Source organism: Priestia aryabhattai (assembly GCF_023715685.1).
Lineage (GTDB): Bacteria > Bacillota > Bacilli > Bacillales > Bacillaceae_H > Priestia > Priestia aryabhattai_B.
Window position 1 is genome coordinate 36818 of the sequence record NZ_JAMBOQ010000005.1, and the last position, 18403, is coordinate 55220.

At 38.5% G+C, this 18403-nt stretch carries 14 protein-coding genes and 1 pseudogene; 9 read left to right on the forward strand and 6 right to left on the reverse strand.

Features of this window, described 5'->3' with window-relative positions; all coding sequences use genetic code 11:
• The first annotated feature begins 14 nt into the window (after positions 1-14).
• From M3225_RS21210 to rlmH, 4 genes are all read left to right on the forward strand, one after another.
• The gene (locus M3225_RS21210) at positions 15-809 is read left to right on the forward strand and encodes an MBL fold metallo-hydrolase (RefSeq protein WP_014457688.1); all 795 of its coding nucleotides are present in this window, start codon (positions 15-17) and stop codon (positions 807-809) included.
• Positions 810-866: 57 nt separating this feature from the next.
• Positions 867-2099, forward strand: coding sequence for a S1C family serine protease (locus M3225_RS21215; RefSeq protein WP_251396955.1), 1233 nt, complete (start codon positions 867-869; stop codon positions 2097-2099).
• Between the two features lie 73 nt (positions 2100-2172).
• Positions 2173-2331, forward strand: a complete 159-nt coding sequence (locus M3225_RS21220) for a CxxH/CxxC protein (RefSeq protein ID WP_251396958.1) — start codon at positions 2173-2175, stop codon at positions 2329-2331.
• Positions 2332-2414: 83 nt separating this feature from the next.
• Entirely contained in the window at positions 2415-2894 is a 480-nt protein-coding gene (gene rlmH, locus M3225_RS21225; RefSeq protein ID WP_251396961.1) for a 23S rRNA (pseudouridine(1915)-N(3))-methyltransferase RlmH, read from the forward strand.
• Between the two features lie 177 nt (positions 2895-3071).
• Here rlmH and M3225_RS21230 read toward each other — a convergent pair whose 3' ends face one another.
• Positions 3072-4070, reverse strand: a complete 999-nt coding sequence (locus M3225_RS21230; RefSeq protein ID WP_251396964.1) for a tRNA dihydrouridine synthase — start codon at positions 4068-4070, stop codon at positions 3072-3074.
• A gap of 899 nt (positions 4071-4969) precedes the next feature.
• Between M3225_RS21230 and M3225_RS21235 the strand changes: the two genes are divergently transcribed.
• On the forward strand, positions 4970-5812 hold the full coding sequence (locus tag M3225_RS21235; protein WP_251396967.1) for a PepSY domain-containing protein: 843 nt from the start codon (positions 4970-4972) through the stop codon (positions 5810-5812).
• Between the two features lie 40 nt (positions 5813-5852).
• On the opposite strand, the gene M3225_RS21240 is transcribed toward M3225_RS21235, so the two are convergent.
• Entirely contained in the window at positions 5853-7301 is a 1449-nt protein-coding gene (locus M3225_RS21240; protein ID WP_251396971.1) for a sensor histidine kinase, read from the reverse strand.
• The gene (locus tag M3225_RS21245; protein ID WP_251397795.1) at positions 7298-7981 is read right to left on the reverse strand and encodes a response regulator transcription factor; all 684 of its coding nucleotides are present in this window, start codon (positions 7979-7981) and stop codon (positions 7298-7300) included. Before M3225_RS21245 ends, M3225_RS21240 begins: the two co-directional genes overlap by 4 nt.
• Positions 7982-8214: 233 nt before the next feature.
• On the opposite strand from M3225_RS21245, the gene M3225_RS21250 reads away from it, so the two are divergent.
• The 3 genes from M3225_RS21250 (at position 8215) to M3225_RS21260 (ending at position 12351) form a co-directional block, all read left to right on the forward strand.
• Positions 8215-9252, forward strand: coding sequence for a PepSY domain-containing protein (locus M3225_RS21250; protein ID WP_251396974.1), 1038 nt, complete (start codon positions 8215-8217; stop codon positions 9250-9252).
• 185 nt (positions 9253-9437) lie between these two features.
• A complete protein-coding gene (locus tag M3225_RS21255; protein WP_251396977.1) occupies positions 9438-10637 on the forward strand; it encodes a class I SAM-dependent rRNA methyltransferase in 1200 nt (399 codons plus the stop codon).
• A 280-nt stretch (positions 10638-10917) separates the two neighbouring features.
• Positions 10918-12351: an anion permease gene (locus tag M3225_RS21260; RefSeq protein ID WP_057244750.1), complete on the forward strand. Its 1434-nt coding sequence runs from the start codon at positions 10918-10920 to the stop codon at positions 12349-12351.
• A 28-nt stretch (positions 12352-12379) separates the two neighbouring features.
• On the opposite strand, the gene M3225_RS21265 is transcribed toward M3225_RS21260, so the two are convergent.
• The gene (locus M3225_RS21265; RefSeq protein ID WP_251396980.1) at positions 12380-13831 is read right to left on the reverse strand and encodes an alpha-amylase; all 1452 of its coding nucleotides are present in this window, start codon (positions 13829-13831) and stop codon (positions 12380-12382) included.
• 281 nt (positions 13832-14112) lie between these two features.
• Here M3225_RS21265 and M3225_RS21270 point away from each other — a divergent pair.
• A pseudogene (locus M3225_RS21270) lies at positions 14113-14307 on the forward strand (ATP-binding protein); the annotation flags it as partial.
• 327 nt (positions 14308-14634) lie between these two features.
• On the opposite strand, the gene katA reads toward M3225_RS21270, so the two are convergent.
• Positions 14635-16095 (reverse strand): catalase KatA, encoded by a 1461-nt coding sequence (gene katA, locus M3225_RS21275; protein WP_251396983.1) that lies wholly within the window; start codon positions 16093-16095, stop codon positions 14635-14637.
• Positions 16096-16370: 275 nt separating this feature from the next.
• Entirely contained in the window at positions 16371-18179 is a 1809-nt protein-coding gene (gene cstA / locus M3225_RS21280) for a carbon starvation protein CstA (protein WP_251396986.1), read from the reverse strand.
• Between the last annotated feature and the right edge of the window lie 224 nt (positions 18180-18403).

An 18403-nucleotide genomic window follows, 5' to 3' on the forward strand; every position in this document is an offset into this window, starting at 1 on the left:
TTGGAGTGAGATAAATGAGCCTGCATTTCAGCGTGCTAGCGAGTGGGAGCACAGGAAATGCGATTTTAGTAAGTGATGGAGAACATTCCTTACTAGTTGATGCAGGGCTGAGCGGAAAACAAATGGAAGCTCTCTTTCAACAAGTAAATCGCAATATCCCGGATTTATCAGGAATTTTAGTGACTCACGAACATAGTGACCATATTAAAGGACTAGGTGTTCTGGCACGTAAATATAAGCTCCCTATTTTCGCAAATGAAAAAACGTGGAACGCAATGGATGGCTTGATCGGCAACATTGATACGGAACAGAAGTTTCACTTTGAAATTGGCCAAACGAAATCGTTTGGTCAATTGGAAGTGGAGTCTTTTGGCGTTTCGCATGATGCTGCAGAGCCTATGTTTTATGTCTTTCATCAAGGGTCTAAAAAATTAACCCTTATTACAGATACCGGCTATGTAAGTGACCGCATGAAAGGTACGATTAAAAATAGCGATATGTACGTATTTGAAAGCAATCACGATGTTGAAATGCTGAGAATGGGGCGCTACCCTTGGAGCATTAAAAGACGAATTCTAAGCGACGTGGGACATGTGTCAAATGAAGATGCGGCGCTTGCGATGGCAGATGTGATTGGAGATCAAACCAAACGCATTTACTTAGCGCATTTGAGTCAAGACAATAACATGAAGGAAATTGCCCGTATGTCGGTTGCGCAAGTGTTACAACAAAAAGACATCAATGTAGAAGACAATATTCTTCTATGTGATACAGATCCAAAAAGACCAACTGATATTGTTTATGTATAGTCTCTAGAAAGGAAGCGAAAAATAACTTCATTTAGTACGTGAATGCAGACATTCACGATGATAAATGAAGGGTTCGGTGATAGTGTGGAACATTATGATGAAGGCCAAGAGCCAAATAGTCGGCCGCCTAAACGCCGCAGAGGATATTTCGCTTCTGCTCTGATTGGAGCTATTATAGGTGCACTTATTGTACTGCTTCTTATGCCAGCCTTGGTGAGAAACGGGATTTTGCCAGATGGATGGGTAACTGATGAAAATGGAGATGAACAAACAGGATCTACCATACAAAAGTCAGTATCTCTTGACGTCACTACGGCCGTCACAAAAGCTGTTTCTGAAGCAAACGCAGCAGTTGTAGGAGTTGTAAACATCCAGAACTCCGAAAGCTTTTGGAATGATGAACGAACTGATGTCGGGACGGGCTCAGGTGTTATTTACAAAAAGCAAGGTAATAAAGCTTATATTGTGACAAACTATCATGTCATTAAAGGCGCTAATGAAATTGAAGTGAGCTTCAGTAACGGTACAAGGGTATCAGCTAAAATTCTTGGCAGCGATGATTTAATGGACTTAGCGGTTCTTGAAATTGATGCAGGTCACGTGACAAAAGTGGCTACCTTTGGAAATTCTGATAAGCTTAAAGCTGGTGAACCAGTGATTGCTATTGGAAATCCACTAGGCCTTCAATTTTCTGGATCTGTTACACAAGGAGTTGTCTCAGGTGTTAACCGTGTCATTCCTCAAGATTTAAATGGCGATGGAAATCCTGATTGGCAATCAGAAGTTATTCAAACAGATGCCGCCATTAACCCTGGTAATAGCGGGGGTGCTCTTGTTAATATTGATGGTGAATTAATAGGCATTAATTCCATGAAAATTGCTCAAGAAGCAGTAGAAGGCATTGGTCTTGCAATTCCAATTAATATGGCTAGACCCATTATTAATGACTTAGAGCGATATGGCGAAGTCAGACGTCCGTATCTTGGAGTTAGTACACTATCATTAAGTGAGGTATCAGGGTATCATTTAAAAGAAACCCTTAAGTTACCACATGATGTAGTAAACGGAGTCGCTGTTCTAAAAGTCGAGCCAGGGTCGCCAGCCGCTAAAGCCGGGTTGAAGGAATATGATGTGATTGTTGAGTTAGATCACAGCAAAGTAAGGGATATTGCGACACTTCGCAAACACCTCTATATTGAAAAAGAAATTGGCGATAAAATGAATGTAACGTTCTATCGGGATGGCAAAAAGAAATCCACAGAAGTAAAATTAACGCGACAAATGAAGTAAAAGAAAAGTTATCCACAGGGGATAAACTCCTGTGGTTTTTTAATGAAAAGAATAGAGAAAGGAAGGTAAATACATGAAGATATATTGCTGTTTAGAACACACAGAACTAGCGCTGGATATAATGGTAGATGAGATTGAGCTAGCGCCGGTTTTTGAAAAAATAGAAAATTTCACTGACAAAAAAAGCTGTGAATATTGTGACAATGAAGCTGCATACGTAGTAGGGAACTAACATTCCTATACAAAATGTGGATATAACATGTGGATATGTGGATAATATCTGTGGATAAGAGATAAAGGAGAGGAGAACAGCCTGTGAATATCTCTATTATAACCATTGGGAAGTTAAAAGAAAAATACTTAAAACAAGGCATTGAAGAATATTTAAAGCGTTTATCAAGCTATGCAAAAGTAGAAATTATTGAGCTTGCAGATGAAAAAGCGCCAGAAAACTTAAGTGAATCTGAAATGGAACAAGTGAAACAAAAAGAAGGAGAGCGCATCTTAGCGAAAATCTCAGACGATACTCACGTTATCGCATTAGCTATTAACGGAAAACAAAAATCTTCGGAGGAACTCGCAAAAGAAATTGATTCATTAGCTACCTACGGAAAAAGTAAAGTAGCGTTTATCATTGGTGGATCGCTTGGGTTAAGCAGCCAAGTAATGAAACGTTCAAACGCAGCCCTTTCTTTTTCAAAGATGACGTTTCCTCATCAGCTTATGCGCCTAGTATTGGTAGAACAGATTTACCGAGCTTTTCGTATTATTCGAAATGAACCTTATCATAAATAGAGTGTGTGGATATTTTCCATTAAAAGCTGAGACAGAAGGAAATGTAAAACCTTCTGTCTCAGCTTTTATAATATGTGGATAAATAGCACACGTCTATAAAAAAGAGAGAAAAGAACAAAAGGCTCTTCTCTCCAATAAAATGTTAGAATAATTCGGTTTAAGCAAACCAGCCTTTACTTAAGAAACAGAAAATCCTTCGTCTTCTTTCACTCCAGCTCTGTCTTTAAACTCATCAAGTAACGCACGCACTTCGTCAGTTGTTTCTGTACTCATGAGTAGATTTCTTAATTCACTTGCGCCGCGGAATCCGCGAACGTAAATTTTGAAAAAGCGTCGAAGCGGTTTGAAAGGGCGCGGCTCTAGCTCTTCAGAATACTTGTCATGAAGGTCTAGCTGCAGGCGAAGAAGTTCTAATAGCTCTTCGCTTGTGTGCTCTTTCTTTTCTTTTTCAAAAGCGAACGGATTATGGAAAATTCCGCGTCCAATCATGATTCCATCAACGCCGTACTTCTCAGCAAGCTCAAGACCTTTCTGGCGGTCAGGAATATCACCGTTAATTGTCAGAAGCGTATGAGGTGCTACTTCGTCACGAAGCTTCTTGATCTCTGGAATTAGCTCCCAGTGTGCGTCCACGTCGCTCATTTCTTTTTTCGTACGAAGGTGAATAGAAAGGTTCACGATATCCTGTTCTAGAATGTGCTTCAACCAGTCGTACCATTCGTCAACTTGCGTATAGCCAAGACGAGTCTTTACGCTTACTGGAAGTCCTCCAGCTTTGGCTGCCTGGATGATCTCTGCCGCAGTATCTGGGCGACGGATCAGACCAGAACCTTTTCCGTTTCCTGCAACATTCTGTACAGGACAGCCCATATTAATATCAATGCCACGAAAGCCCATTTCGGCCATGCCAATACTCATTTGACGGAAGTATTCAGGTTTATCTCCCCAAATATGCGCAACGATTGGCTGTTCATCATCTGTAAACGTCAAACGTCCTTTTACGCTATCTTTTCCTTTCGGATGGCAGTAGCTTTCCGTATTCGTAAACTCTGTAAAAAATACGTCAGGTCGTGCTGCTTCAGTCACAACATGGCGAAAAACGACATCCGTCACAGCTTCCATCGGTGCCAAAATAAAAAACGGACGCGGCAACTCATGCCAAAAATTATCTTTCATCTTATATCTAAACCCTTTCTTTTAGGGGAAACATATTCCCAAAATTAAAAAGTGTAATTGCTTCTGTCAGGTTGAAGGCTAGTATAAACTTCAACCAATATATACTTTAATGGTATGGAACGAAAAGTGCAAGGGAACGAGACATTTTGTTTGGCTGGAAATACTTATTGAAACGAATTTTGTATCTAGTATTAGTGGGGCATAGGCAATTAAGGATGAGCCAGAAGGAATGTACCTGACACCTACGAATAGATATGCTAATGCGTTTAGGATTAGGGGCTTTCTTTAAGAATATTATGAATGATTCACCATATTTAAGATTACAGTAAACGGTTTTATAAATAACTTCTGCTATATAAAAACCACGTCTGTCACAGCACGACAGACGTGGTTTCATTAAGTATTAATGCTTTTTATAAGGAGCGCCGTCCTTAGAAGGCAGTCCAGAAATGTATCCGATACCACCTGTTTCTTGAATGCCGATGCTTTTTTTCATCGCATTGATCAGCTCTTCTTTATCAACAGCGGTAATATTTTTGTCGCTGATGTCCTCGCCTGGGTGCTGATAGTTGCTTAGTACATAAAGAGAAGCATTGTATTTGTTAAGCTGTTGTTAAGAACGTTGAACATTTATATGACATGTTTAACTAGAAATTATTCAGCTATCTTTCAGAATTTGTTCAGATAGCATTCAGCTGGGCTTCATAGTGAATTCATGTTCCGCTCTTACAATAAGCACATAGCTAAAGGCGACAAGAAGCACTTTGGCTCGTACAGCAAAAGTGAAAGGTATTTTAGCAGAAAAAACGTTACTCCAATAGCGCTATTTGATAAATGACCGCTGCTAAAACCTTTAGCTTGTGCTGTAAATACATTGGAAATTACGTGGAGGTATAATCATGATTGGAAAAGTATTAGCAGGAAAAGCAGTAGTAGCAAAAGCCGTGGGAGGTGCCACAATTGGAACAGCTATCGCTCTTGGTTCAATGACAAGCGCATTTGCTTCAGACGGCCAGCACATTACTTCAACAAAAGCGTCGGCTCATACCGAAGCGGCAACATATACGCAAGCTCAAGCAAAAACAATTGCCTTAAAGAACTGCGGAGGAACGGTTCAATCGGTTTCTTTTGAAAATAATGCCTATACGTTTTTAATTCACGGACAAGATAATCAAGATCATCACGTAAAAGTAAATGCACACAGCGGAAAAGTGGTAAAGGTTGAAAAACTATCTTTTTCTCGAAGTGAGGCACAAGCAGTAGCGTTGAAAAACTGTGGAGGCACAGTTAAGTCAGTAGGCTTCAATGATGGAGTATATACGTTCTTAATTCATGGAAAAGATAGCCGCGAACATCACGTGAAAGTGAACGCACAAAGTGGAAAAGTAATTCAAATTCAAAGCGCTGCATTTACAAAAACACAGATTCAAACGATCGCATTAAAAAATTGCAGCGGAACGATTCAGTCTAGTTCATATGCAAATGATGTATACACATTTTTAATTCACGGAAAAGATAACAAGGATCACCATGTGAAAATAAATGCTGAAACAGGAAAAGTAATCAAAGTCGAAGCGGTAAAGTTTACGCAAGAACAAGCTAAACAAGCTGCTCTTCAACAGCACAAAGGAACGGTTCAATCTGTTTCATTCAGTGAACAAGCATACACGTTTGTTATCAAAGGAACAGACAATGTAAAGCATACTGTAAAAATCAGCCCTCAAACAGGAAAAGTATGCTGATTTGATAAAAAAGACGATTGCTGTGAAGCAATCGTCTTTTTTAAGTTAATGGCAATACGATTTCAAAAGAGGTCCCTACATTCAATTTGCTTTCTACACGTATTTTTCCCCCATGCAACTCTATAATAGATGCGCTAATGGCCAAGCCTAAGCCCGCTCCTCCATATGCTCGAGAGCGTGAAGCATCAGCTTTGTAAAATCGTTCAAATAAATGAGGAAGGTGCTCTTGAGGAATGCCGTGACCGTTATCTTGTATTGTTAATGAAAGTTCTTTCTCATTTGTTTTTCCTATCACTTGAATAACTCCAGTATGTCGGTTTGTATGCTGTACTGCATTAGAAAATAAGTTTAAAATAACTTGTTTAAATTGATCTTTGTTAATGTCTGACGATAAGCGGCTTGGGAAGTCGAATAAAACTTTTCTGTTCCCAGCCAATAGCATTAATTGAGGTTTCATATCTAAAATTAATTCATCTAGAAAACAGCTTTCTTTTTGAAACGACGGAAGTTGATCAAGCTGAGCAAGAAGCAGAAGATCCTGAATAAGTTTGCGCAGTCTTTTGGACTCCCCATACATGCTTTTTAATGCGTTGTTTAACTGCCCGGGATTACTGCTAGCCCCTCTTAATAAAACTTCTAAAAAGCCATGAATAGATGTAAGCGGCGTTCGCAGTTCATGCGAAGCATCCGCAACAAAACGTCGCATTTGTTCTTTGGCTTCTGTTTCTGCTTTAAATGCTTCTTCAAGACGCTCAAGCATTTCATTAATAGAAAGAGAAAGGCTGTCCATTTCGATTTGTCCTTGATTAACAGGCAAGCGGTCATGTAAGCTTCCGGCATTAATATGCTCTACTTTTTTAGTAATAGTAAACAAAGGGATTAACGTCTGCTTTAAAACAGAAGAAAAAACAAAAAAAGCAATGGTCATTGCAGTAAGTGAAAGCATTAAAAAGATTATCATTTGTCTGATTAACAGGTCTCTTAGTGATTCTGTTGGAGTATCGATTTGAATAACTCCCTGTATTTCTCCATCAAAGACAATGGGTTTTAAAACAATGACTTGCTCTTGATGACCATCGATTTTTTTTATGATGCTCATCGTGTTGTCCGGCTGTTTGATATTTTTTATTACTTGTTTATATGTAGATGCAGAAAGCTTAGGAAAGTAAGAATGATGTGGATCCTTAGCCAACCTTAAAAAGGTAATCTTTTGATTAATAAAGGTGATATTAACACCCGGGAAATAAACCATGGGTCTTGATGATTGTTTTACATTCTGGCTTGTTTCAATATCATGCTTCCACACATCATCAGGAATCAAATGAATTTGATCCTCGATGCTTCTAATTTTATTTGTGTAGATAAATTGCTTCATGAACACGTATTGAAACACGCCTATCAGTATCAGTAAACTCAAAATAACAAGCAAACTTCTGAATAAGAGCTGAAGGCGAAGAGAGTTCAGCGGAAAGAACCCTTTGTGCTTCATGAAATATCAATCCGATACCCTACACCGCGAAGCGTTCGAATAACGGTTCGGCTATGGTCTTGTAATTTTTCTCTCAGTGATCGAATGTATACTTCTACAATGTTTTCTTCTCCTCCAAAATCATATCCCCACACCCGATCTAAAATGGTGGATTTACTTAGTACAAGACCATGATTAATGACCAAGAATTTTAACAATGCATATTCAGTAGGAGATAAATCAAGTATATGATTAAGGTATTTAATTTCTTTTCGGCGGTCATCAATTTTAAATGGACCGATTGATACTTCATCTAATAAATTAGGAAATTGATTGCGCATTCTAGCTTGAATACGTGCAAGAAGTTCTTCAAAACTGAAGGGTTTAACCATATAATCATCCGCTCCAATAGTCAGCCCCTTTACTCGGTCATCTACTTGATCTTTTGCTGTTAGCATGATGACGGCTATATTCCCCATTTTTTTTAACAAACGGCATACTTCAAATCCATCCATTCCGGGAAGCATAACATCCACAATAGCGATATGAGGCTTGAATTCTTTGGCTATATTAATTCCTTCAATCCCGTCTTGTGCAGCTTTAATATCAAATCCTTCATTTGTTAAACCTAAAGATAAAAACTGTAAAATAGTTGGTTCGTCATCTATAAGTAAAACTTTAATTCCTTTTAGTTGTTCCATCATGGTGAAAACTCCTTTGCTCCTCTACTTTCTATTATGCTTTTTTATCTGAAACAGCACTGAATAATAGCTGAAAGCAAGCTGAAAAATAGTAGCTATTCTTATATCTTCAGCTAACTTTAAGCTTCTATTCGTCTTATTCTCAGAAATCTTTTGCATAATGGACGGCGTACTAGATAAAACACCATAAATTAGATAGAAAGTCTAATGGTGAAAGAGGAGGAAATTTAAGGATGATTAAATGGACAAAAATATTGTCTACATCTGCTTTAGGAACTGCAATTGCATTTGGCTCCATTACAACGAGTCACGCTGCAGAAATGAAGACAGCGAAGGCAGGAACAATTGAACATGTGAGTATCTCCCAAGCGCAGGCAAAAGGCATTGCTCTGCAAGATTGCAAAGGGACAGTCACATCTACGGAATTTAAGCAGGAATCAAGCGTTTATGTGATTACAATTGTAACGAATAACCTTGAGCAAAGAATCGTAGAAGTAAGTGCAAGCACTGGAAAAGTAGTGAAGAAACAAGAAGTGAAGTTATGGACACAAAATCAAGTGAAAGAATCCGTTTCTAAGCAGTATAAAGGTGCGATTCAATCTATTACATTTAATAAAGAAACGCGTGAATATAAGATTATTGTAGTAGATGGAAAAGTAGAATATACGTTAACTGTGGATGGACTTACAGGAAAAGTCATTCATGAGAATAAAAAAGAGTTGCAACCAATTTCGGAGCAAAAAATAAAAGAAGCAGCCGCTAAACAATACAGTGGTTACGTATATAGTCTTGAGTTTAAAGAAGCCAATAATCAGTATGTTGCAGTGATTCTTAAAGATAGCACTCAATATACAGTAACGTTAGATGCTTTGACAGGAAAAGTAGTTAATACCTCTAAGCAAGCAGTGAAGCTATTAACGAGACAAGATGCAAAAGATCTTGCATTGGCTACATATGCAGGTAACGTGAGAATGGTAGAATACGACCAAAACGCAGCGATTTTTACAGTAAAAGTAATCAAAGATAATACGGAGTATACAGTCACAATCGATGCTGTTTCGGGTAAAATCACACATATAAAACAAGATAAACTTCAGCCATTAACTGAAAATGCTGTAAAAGCTCTTGCTTTAAAACATCAAGAAGGAAAAGTAGAGCACGTTGAGCTTACAACAGAGAACTCAATAACTGTATACGTAGTAACGGTAATAAACGGAAGCAAGCAGCAGAAGCTTAAGTTCGATGCTTATACGGGACAAGAGTGCTCATAACTTTTCATCTTAAAACATACATTTTATTTTTCATTCATATCAAGCAGAGGATGCTTCAAGGCACCCTCTGCTTTTCTATTTGTAACTAGAAACATTACCGGTTATCTATGTTAAGATAAATGTAGATTATTCTCGTAAAATGGATAGAACTAGAATGAACTAAATTAAATAGATAGGGTGTACACATGAGAAAAGAAGTACAAGTTATAGCCAAAGAAGCTTTTATTAAAAAAGTGAACAAGAGTTATCCACTCATTGAAAAAGATGCGCTTATTGATGGTCATAAACTGCAAGAAGAAGGCGTTATTATTAACTTAGTGACTCCGAAGAATCAATTTTTAGCCAAAGGATATTATGGAAAACAAAATAAAGGCTACGGATGGATTCTTACGAAGAACAAAAGTGAGAAAATTGATGCGGCATTTTTTGCACGAAAAATTCAGCAGGCTATTGCATCTCGTCACGATTTTTATGCGTCTGAAGATACAACTGCTTTTCGCGTATTTAATAGTGAAGGTGACGGAATTGGCGGCTTGATTATTGATTATTATGACGGATATTACGTCACGAGTTGGTATAGTGAAGGAATTTATCAATTCAAAGACTACGTCATTGAAGCCTTAAAATCTGCGCCTAACTTTAAAGGGCTGTACCAAAAAAAACGTTTTAACGTAAAAGGGCAGTATATTGAAGAAGATGATTTTGTAGCAGGAGATAAAGGTGAATTCCCTTTAATTGTTAAAGAAAATGGTATCCGTTTTGCTGTTCACTTAAATGATGGAGCGATGGTTGGGGTCTTTTTAGATCAGCGAGACGTCCGTAAAACGATTCGAGATAAATATGCAAAAGGAAAGAACGTGCTAAATATGTTTTCGTATACGGGCGCATTTTCAGTGGCGGCCGCTCTTGGAGGAGCTACTAAAACAACAAGTGTCGATTTAGCCAATCGTAGCTTGGCAAAAACAATTGAGCAATTTAGTGTAAATGGAATTGATCATGAGGCACAAGACATTATTGTAGAAGATGTTTTCAAGTATTTTAAATATGCAGTCAAGAAGAACATGACGTTCGATCTTGTGGTGTTAGATCCGCCGAGCTTTGCTAAGTCGAAGAAGCATACGTTTAGCGCAGCAAAAGACTACAAAGATTTATTAAAAGAAGCCATTGCCCTTACAAAGCCAAATGGTGTCATTGTGGCATCTACGAACGCAAGTAATTTTGATATGAAAAAATTCCATTCGTTTATTGAAAAAGCTTTTAACGAAAAGGGGGAACGTTACAAAATGATGGAGCAGTTCTCTCTTCCAGCTGATTTTAAAACAATAAAAGAATTTAAGTCAGGTAATTATCTAAAAGTCGTGTTTATTCAAAAAGTAAATCGCTAAATACAAGGCTGCATGATAAACTCATGCAGTTTTATTTATTGTGACTAAAATAACGTTTACAAGCTATTTTGAAGTGAAGAAAATGAAGGTGAAAGATAAATATTGTCAATATGTATGATAAAATGATAAAGGAACTATGCTCAACACTTCACAATTTTACAATATCATCCTTATGAAACGTATTTTTACAATTATTTTATTTTAAATGGGACAAGTATTGTGTACGAAGCGGAAAGAGCATACTACTACTATTATTTAAAAACATGAAAGGAGAAAGATTATGGCTGAAACAACAAAAAAGCCTGCTGGCGAAGTAAAATTTATTCCTTTATTAATTTGTCTGGCAATCGGACTTATTTTATGGTTTATTACACCTCCTTCCGGACTTGATGTGAAGGCTTGGCACTTATTCGCTATTTTTGTGGCTACTATCGTAGGGCTTATCATTAAACCATTGCCATTAGGCAGTGTAGCTATTTTATCTTTAACCATTATTGTATTAACTAATACATTAACACTTGAACAATCGCTCAGCGGTTTTCAAAATACGACGATTTGGTTAATCGTTATTGCATTCTTTATTTCTAGAGGTTTTATTAAGACTGGTCTAGGAACAAGGGTTGCCTATATCTTTGTTCGGTTGTTCGGTAAAAAGACGTTGGGATTATCTTATTCTCTTATCGTAAGCGACTTGCTTTTATCACCTGCAATGCCGTCTAATACAGCACGAGCTGGAGGGATTATTCTTCCAATCATTCGTTCCTTATCTGAAACATATGGCTCAAGAACTGGAGACGGTACGGAGCGTAGAGTTGGTGCTTTCTTAACAAAAGTATCGTTTCAAGGAGATATGATTACATCCGCTATGTTCGTAACGGCAATGGCGGCCAATCCTCTTGCTGTTAAAATGACAGAACAAATTACAGGGAAGACTATTTCATGGGTTGGCTGGGCAGCGGCTGCAATCGTACCTGGAATTATTAGTTTAATTGTTATTCCGCTTGTTATTTATAAGCTGTATCCCCCAGAATTAAAAGAAACACCGGAAGCATCTGAAATTGCAGTAAAAAAACTAAATGAGATGGGTCCACTAAAGAAAGAAGAATGGTATATGATCGGCGTATTTTTACTTCTTCTTGTGCTGTGGATTTTTGGCGCTAATTTAAATATTAATGCAACAACGACTGCTTTTATTGGTCTATGTACGCTGCTTTTAACGCAAGTATTAAGCTGGTCAGACATAAAAAAAGAACAGGGAGCATGGGATACATTAGTCTGGTTTGCTGTTTTGGTTATGATGGCAACCTTCTTAAATGATCTAGGCATGATCCCTTGGTTTAGTGATTTGATGAAAGGCACTGTTAGTCATATGTCTTGGATGACGGCATTGATTGTACTAGCTATTGCGTATTTTTATTCTCACTACTTTTTTGCGAGTAACACGGCTCATGTCAGCGCTATGTACGCAGCATTTTTATCTGTCATCGTGGCCGCTGGTGCGCCTCCGTTACTGTCAGCATTAATTTTAGCGTTCTTTAGCAATTTATTCGGCTGTTTAACTCACTACGGCAGTGGACCGGCACCGGTGTTCTTCGGTAGTGGATATGTAACACAGCAAAAGTGGTGGTCGCTCGGTTTTTTAATTTCAATTATTCATATTATCATTTGGATTGGAATTGGCGGCTTGTGGTGGAAACTGCTAGGTCTATGGTAAAAAAACAGTGGCGCAGGCCACTGTTTTTTTATGCTTCCGCCCAAACGGATACAGAGCCGCCATTTACAGGGAACTGTCCGTAGCCGTCTTCTTCAATCACAACTTGATCTTCTCTATTATTTGTGAAGTCAATCCACGTTTGTCCACTTCGGTGTTCGCCGACGAACATTCTCTTTTCGCCATCTTCGCCGTTTGAAATCACCACAGCACATCCAGACTTCTCAAATTCTTCTACACCATGCCTTACCCATCCAATGGTATTAGGGTGATCAAAATAATCGTCTTGCTGTCCGTATGCTTTGTCATAGCGTACGTGCAAGAGAGCAGAAATATCTTTTTCTTTTCCCTCAATTGGATGCTCTCCGCCTATCCCAAAATAGTCTCCGTAAAACACACAAGGATAGCCATCTTCACGAAGTAAAATTAGAGCGTAAGCACTTTGTTTGAACCAATCTTCTACCCAAGATTCTAAAGATTCATTTGGCTGAGAGTCATGGTTATCTACAAATGTGACAACATTCAAAGGATGAGTCTTGACCAATGTATCATCAAAAATCGTGGTTAAATCAAAATCTCTTCCTTGCTGAGAGGCTTCATGCAGTTTGTAATGCAGCGATACGTCAAACAAATCAATTTGATAATCAATAACGTCTAAAAATTCCTGACAGGCTGTTAACTCTGGATTCCAAAACTCTCCCACAAAATAAAATGGCTTTTCTTGAGAAGAGGACAATTCGTGAGCAAACTCCTTAATAAAATCATGGTTAATATGTTTAATGGCGTCTAATCGGTAACCGTCGCACTGCAGGGTGTCCGCTAACCATTTTCCCCATTTGATCATTTCTTCTCGAACTTCAGGGTGATCGTAATCAATATTCGCAAACATTAAATAATCGTAGTTGCCAAACTCTTGATCGACATTTTCGTTCCAGCTTTTGTTTTCCCCGGCAATACGAAAAACACCTTCTTTTCCGTTTTTATCATCGTAATCAGTGCCATTAAAATGATTAAAGTTCCATTTGAAAGAAGAATATTGATCGCCACGCCCTTCAAATGTAAACTTTGTCCACCCTTCAATTTCAAAGGGTTCAGAAATCTCTTCTGTTCGGTTCATGGGGTCTACTTCAATGACGTGGAACGTTTCCTTTTCATCCGCTGCAGCTTTATGATTCATCACAATATCAACATAGACATTAATTCCGTGATTATGACAGGCATCAATTGCTTCATGCAGCTCTTGCTTGGTTCCATATTTTGTACGAACGGTTCCTTTTTGATCAAACTCGCCAAGATCATATAAGTCGTAAACGCCGTAGCCATTATCCTCTGATGAAACACCTTTTGTAACCGGGGGAATCCACACGGAATCAATTCCTTGTTCTTTTAGTTGAGGAGCGAGCTCTTTGAGGCGTTTCCAATGCTCGCCGTCAGCTGGCACATGCCATTCGAAAAATTGCATAATTGTATGATTCCGTTCCAAGTTAAATCATCCTCCTTTTAAATAAAAAGATATAATCGCTCACGGATAGTTCTTTAGAATCAAATGAGGAATTGATTATATTTTTTCTTTTAACGTTCCTGTTATCCCTATTCCTTAAACCTTTTTCAACATATGAAGCTTAAGAAAATCTTAAGATTTTCCCTTCTTTTTTCTTAAGGAATGCAGTTTACAATAAAACCCATAGACGAAATGACCCATGATATACTTTTGAAAGGAGTGTGAGAAATCAATGAACGAATATGTGGTTTTAGTTGTAGACAGACCAAGTGAAACTAACGTTTAAAAATGTAAGTAAAGATGAGCTGTTTGAACGTTTTAAAAGAGGGGACACCTCAAGAAAAACTGATGGCTCAGGACTTGGGTTAGCTATTGCTAAGTCTATTATTGATCTACATGGAGGAGAATTGAACATTGAAATTGACGGAGATTTATTTAAGGTAACGATCACCCTCTAATGTGAGTGAATATAAACATGTATACCTATTAAAAAAAGAGAAGCAACCTCATTATGCTGTTTGCTTCTCTTTTTTTAGTGTTCTTAATTTTATTCCGCAACCGCAAAGCGTACTGTGCTTTAGTACTTTTATTTCTCTATAACACTGATTACATCTTGTTTCTTGACCAATCATTCCTTCATCCCTTCCTCTTTTTACAAGAATTTAAATAAGTATCCATAAAATACGGATACTTATTTAGTGATAAAATATAAAACTAATTGAGAATAAACAAAAATATATAATGAGAAAAATAACTATATTTTTTCATTTAGAAAACAGATAAATTTATTTTACTTGCTGTGGAACAGACAATCCTAAACCGTCTGCAATGCGTTTTCCATACTCTGGATCCGCTTTGTAGAAGTGTTGAATTTGGCGCAGTTTAATTTCTTCTTTTTCTACAGGCTTCATAGCCTCAACGATGTTTGCAACTAGGCGTGTACGCTCGTCTTTGCTTAGAAGGCGGTATAAATCACCTGCTTGCGTGTAATGGTCGTTATGATCATATGCAACACTATCGGCAACTCCTGAAACAGGGTATGCGGCCTGTTTGTTTTCATGAGATTCTGTCGGGCCGCCAAAGCTGTTTGGCTCGTAGTAAGCAGAGCGGCCGCCGTTATCGTCAAAGCGCATTTGACCATCACGCTGATAGTTATTTACTTCGCTGCGCGGGCGATTAATCGGTAGCGCTTGATGATTAGCACCGACGCGGTAGCGATGTGCGTCGCTGTATGCGAATAGTCGACCTTGCAGCATTTTATCAGATGATACGTCAATTCCCGGCACAAGCGTTCCAGGTGAGAATGTAGCTTGCTCCACTTCTGCAAAATAATTTTCTGGATTGCGGTTCAAGACCATGCGACCTACTTCAATTAGCGGATAGTCTTTTTGTGACCATACCTTTGTTACATCAAACGGATCAAAGCGATACGTATCAGCATCTTCTAATGGCATAATCTGAACGTACAGCTTCCATGAAGGAAAATCACCTTTTTCAATAGCATTAAATAAATCTTCTGTATGATAATCTGGGTTTTCACCAGCTAGCTTTGCGGCTACGTCTGGAGCCAGGTTTTTCACGCCTTGCTCTGTTTTAAAGTGATACTTCACCCAAACGCCATCTCCTTCGGCGTTAACCCACTTAAATGTATGGCTGCCGAATCCATGCATATGACGCAAAGTTGCCGGGATACCGCGGTCAGACATCAAAATAGAAACTTGATGCAAAGATTCAGGAGACAAAGACCAGAAATCCCAAACAGCCGTCGGATTTTTTAAATGCGTACGTGGATCGCGTTTTTGTGTATGAATAAAGTCAGGAAATTTAATCGCATCTCGGATGAAAAATACAGGTGTATTATTTCCCACTAAGTCGTAGTTTCCTTCTTCTGTATAAAATTTAACAGCAAATCCGCGAGGGTCGCGAACAGTATCTGCTGAGCCGTTTTCGCCAGCTACTGTTGAAAAGCGAACAAATAGAGGTGTACGTTTTCCTACTTCAGAAAGGAAAGCTGCTTTTGTATAGGTTGAAACATCGTTTGTCACTTCGAAATACCCGTGGGCGCCGGCGCCTTTTGCGTGTACTACGCGTTCAGGAACACGTTCTCGGTTAAAATGGGCTAATTTCTCTAAAAGGTGAACATCTTGAATTAAAGTAGGGCCGCGTGAACCAGCGGTCATTGAATTTTGATTATCTCCAACCGGAGCTCCCCAACTAGTCGTTAGGTTATTCTTGTTTGTTGTCATCTTAGAACCACCTCTTATTTGAATTTTATTATGTTAGAAACAATAATAACATTTTTAAATAAAAAATCAATACTATTTTATAATTATTATAATTTAACTTGGTGATTTTGAGATGTAGTTAGTGGAGGTATACGCATGTGAAGTGTACGAACTATTTTAAAAATTTTCTGTATAGTATATTTAGTTTAATAATAAAAATGCCTGATGTGCAATTATTTTGACCGGCTATTACTACATCAAAAACACGCTTGCTTATATAAGCAAGCGTGTTAATTTTATATATGTTGTGATAAGTTTGCTTTCGCTGCTAGCTCAGCTTGAGGCGTGCGCCAAAGCTGTGTCCATTTTTGAATCGCAGCAATCATAATAATGAGACCGAGTATAAGCATGATGATAGAAAGAGTCGCATTTAATATGCTGTAACCTGCCGCAGCTTCATTTAAATACACATTCTTAACCATCCAATAACCCGCATAGTTAACCGTTACGTAAAGGTAGGCTAGTGGAATAAGGCAAGTAAGCATATAGGAGCGTTTATCTGCAATTCTAAGAATAACGGTTGCTCCAATAATTAAACCAATGGAGGCCATTAACTGATTCGATACGCCGAACAGCGCCCAAACAGAGCCAATATCTCCTGAAAACAATAAGTACCCCCACATAAAACAGGCTAGGGCACTTGCAAAAATTGACCCGGGAAGCCAGTCTACTCGCTTCAACGGCTTATAAAATTCCCCGAAAAAGTCTTGAATTAAATAGCGGGAAACACGTGTGCCAGCGTCGATAGCAGTTAAAATAAACACTGCTTCAAACATAATGACGAATTGGAAAAAATAAGAAGATAGGTGACTGAACCAAGGAATTTCCGTGAAGATATACGTCATTCCTACAGCCAGTGTAACAGCGCCGCCTGTACGGCCTTCTAAGTTTAGACCAATCTCTTGGCTAAGCTGAGGAAGAGCTGTTACGTTCATGCCAAGCGTTTTGAACACTTCAGGTGTAGAGTTGATTGCAAAATAGTCTCCAGGATGTAAAGCTGTTGCTGCAATTAATGCCATAATTCCTACTAAACATTCGACTAACATGGCGCCGAAGCCTACAACTTTAATGTCACTCCAACGGTCGAGCATCTTAGGTGTTGTTCCTGAACCAACAAATGCATGGAAGCCGGAAATAGCACCGCAGGCGATCGTAATGGAAATGAACGGCCACACAGGTCCTGCTAAAATAGGGCCACCCCCGTGAATAAATTCAGTAACTGCAGGAAATGGAATTGCCGGGTTTACGAAAAACACGCCTACAATCAGCGCGATAAAGACACCAATTTTCATAAAGCTGCTTAAGTAATCTCGAGGTGCTAAAAGCAGCCAAACGGGCAAGGCCGCTGCGAAAAATGCATAAACGGGAAGAATAATTGAAAGTGTTTTAATATCTAGCGTTAAAAAACCTCCTAAAGCTGTTTCTTGAATATAAGGACCGCTAAATACGGCGATTAAAATTAAAATGAAGCCGACGGTAGAAGCCGCTTTTAAATTACCGGTTTTTTTGTGGTAAATACCTACTCCCATTGCGATCGGAATCGTAATTCCAACAGCGAATGTACCCCAAGGATTTTTCTCAAGTGCGTGTAACACGACCATAGATAAACCGGCCATTGTAATGGTAATGATAAAAAGCATAGCTAAACCTGTACAAAAACCAGCGACGGGTCCCAGCTCTTTTTTAGCCACTTCTGAAAGCGACTGGCCCTTTTGGCGCATAGATGCAAATAACACAACTGCATCGTGAACGGCTCCCCCGATTACAGCTCCTATTAAAAGCCAGAGTAGTCCGGGCAAATAGCCAAACTGAGCTGCTAAAATAGGTCCAACAAGCGGACCCGCAGCTGCAATAGCTGCAAAGTGATGACCAAATGTTACCCATCGGTTGGTTGGCACATAATCTTTTCCATCTTCAAGCTCATGTGCTGGCGTTTTTTGCGCATCGTTTAGTTTCAAGACCTTAACAGCCATGAATGTTCCATATAGCCGATATGCAATCATTAAAATACAGATAGATCCAATAACAATCGTAACCGCATTCATTACAAATCCCCCTATTCCTTAGTTGTCTGATGTTTGTACTACTACACAACGTTATGTAATTGTGTATTCCCCTTACAACTTTCATTATAAAAGAAGAAAGCGCTTTTATCACCAGTTTTTCCCTTAATTATTTAAAAAATTAGAAAGTTCAAATTCTATTTGAAAAACTATAAGACTTTTCATATAATCTCTGCTATAATTTTTAAAAAAATTAGTACGCATTT

Coding starts and splice junctions, on each gene's coding strand:
- M3225_RS21230 (WP_251396964.1), bottom strand. CDS start 4,070: ATGAAAGATAATTTTTGGCATGAGTTGCCGCGTCCGTTTTTTATTTTG.
- katA (WP_251396983.1), bottom strand. CDS start 16,095: ATGACAACAAACAAGAATAACCTAACGACTAGTTGGGGAGCTCCGGTT.
- M3225_RS21245 (WP_251397795.1), bottom strand. CDS start 7,981: ATGGAACAACTAAAAGGAATTAAAGTTTTACTTATAGATGACGAACCA.
- M3225_RS21210 (WP_014457688.1), top strand. CDS start 15: ATGAGCCTGCATTTCAGCGTGCTAGCGAGTGGGAGCACAGGAAATGCG.
- M3225_RS21250 (WP_251396974.1), top strand. CDS start 8,215: ATGATTAAATGGACAAAAATATTGTCTACATCTGCTTTAGGAACTGCA.
- M3225_RS21240 (WP_251396971.1), bottom strand. CDS start 7,301: ATGAAGCACAAAGGGTTCTTTCCGCTGAACTCTCTTCGCCTTCAGCTC.
- M3225_RS21215 (WP_251396955.1), top strand. CDS start 867: ATGATAAATGAAGGGTTCGGTGATAGTGTGGAACATTATGATGAAGGC.
- M3225_RS21260 (WP_057244750.1), top strand. CDS start 10,918: ATGGCTGAAACAACAAAAAAGCCTGCTGGCGAAGTAAAATTTATTCCT.
- cstA (WP_251396986.1), bottom strand. CDS start 18,179: ATGAATGCGGTTACGATTGTTATTGGATCTATCTGTATTTTAATGATT.
- M3225_RS21220 (WP_251396958.1), top strand. CDS start 2,173: ATGAAGATATATTGCTGTTTAGAACACACAGAACTAGCGCTGGATATA.
- M3225_RS21255 (WP_251396977.1), top strand. CDS start 9,438: ATGAGAAAAGAAGTACAAGTTATAGCCAAAGAAGCTTTTATTAAAAAA.
- M3225_RS21235 (WP_251396967.1), top strand. CDS start 4,970: ATGATTGGAAAAGTATTAGCAGGAAAAGCAGTAGTAGCAAAAGCCGTG.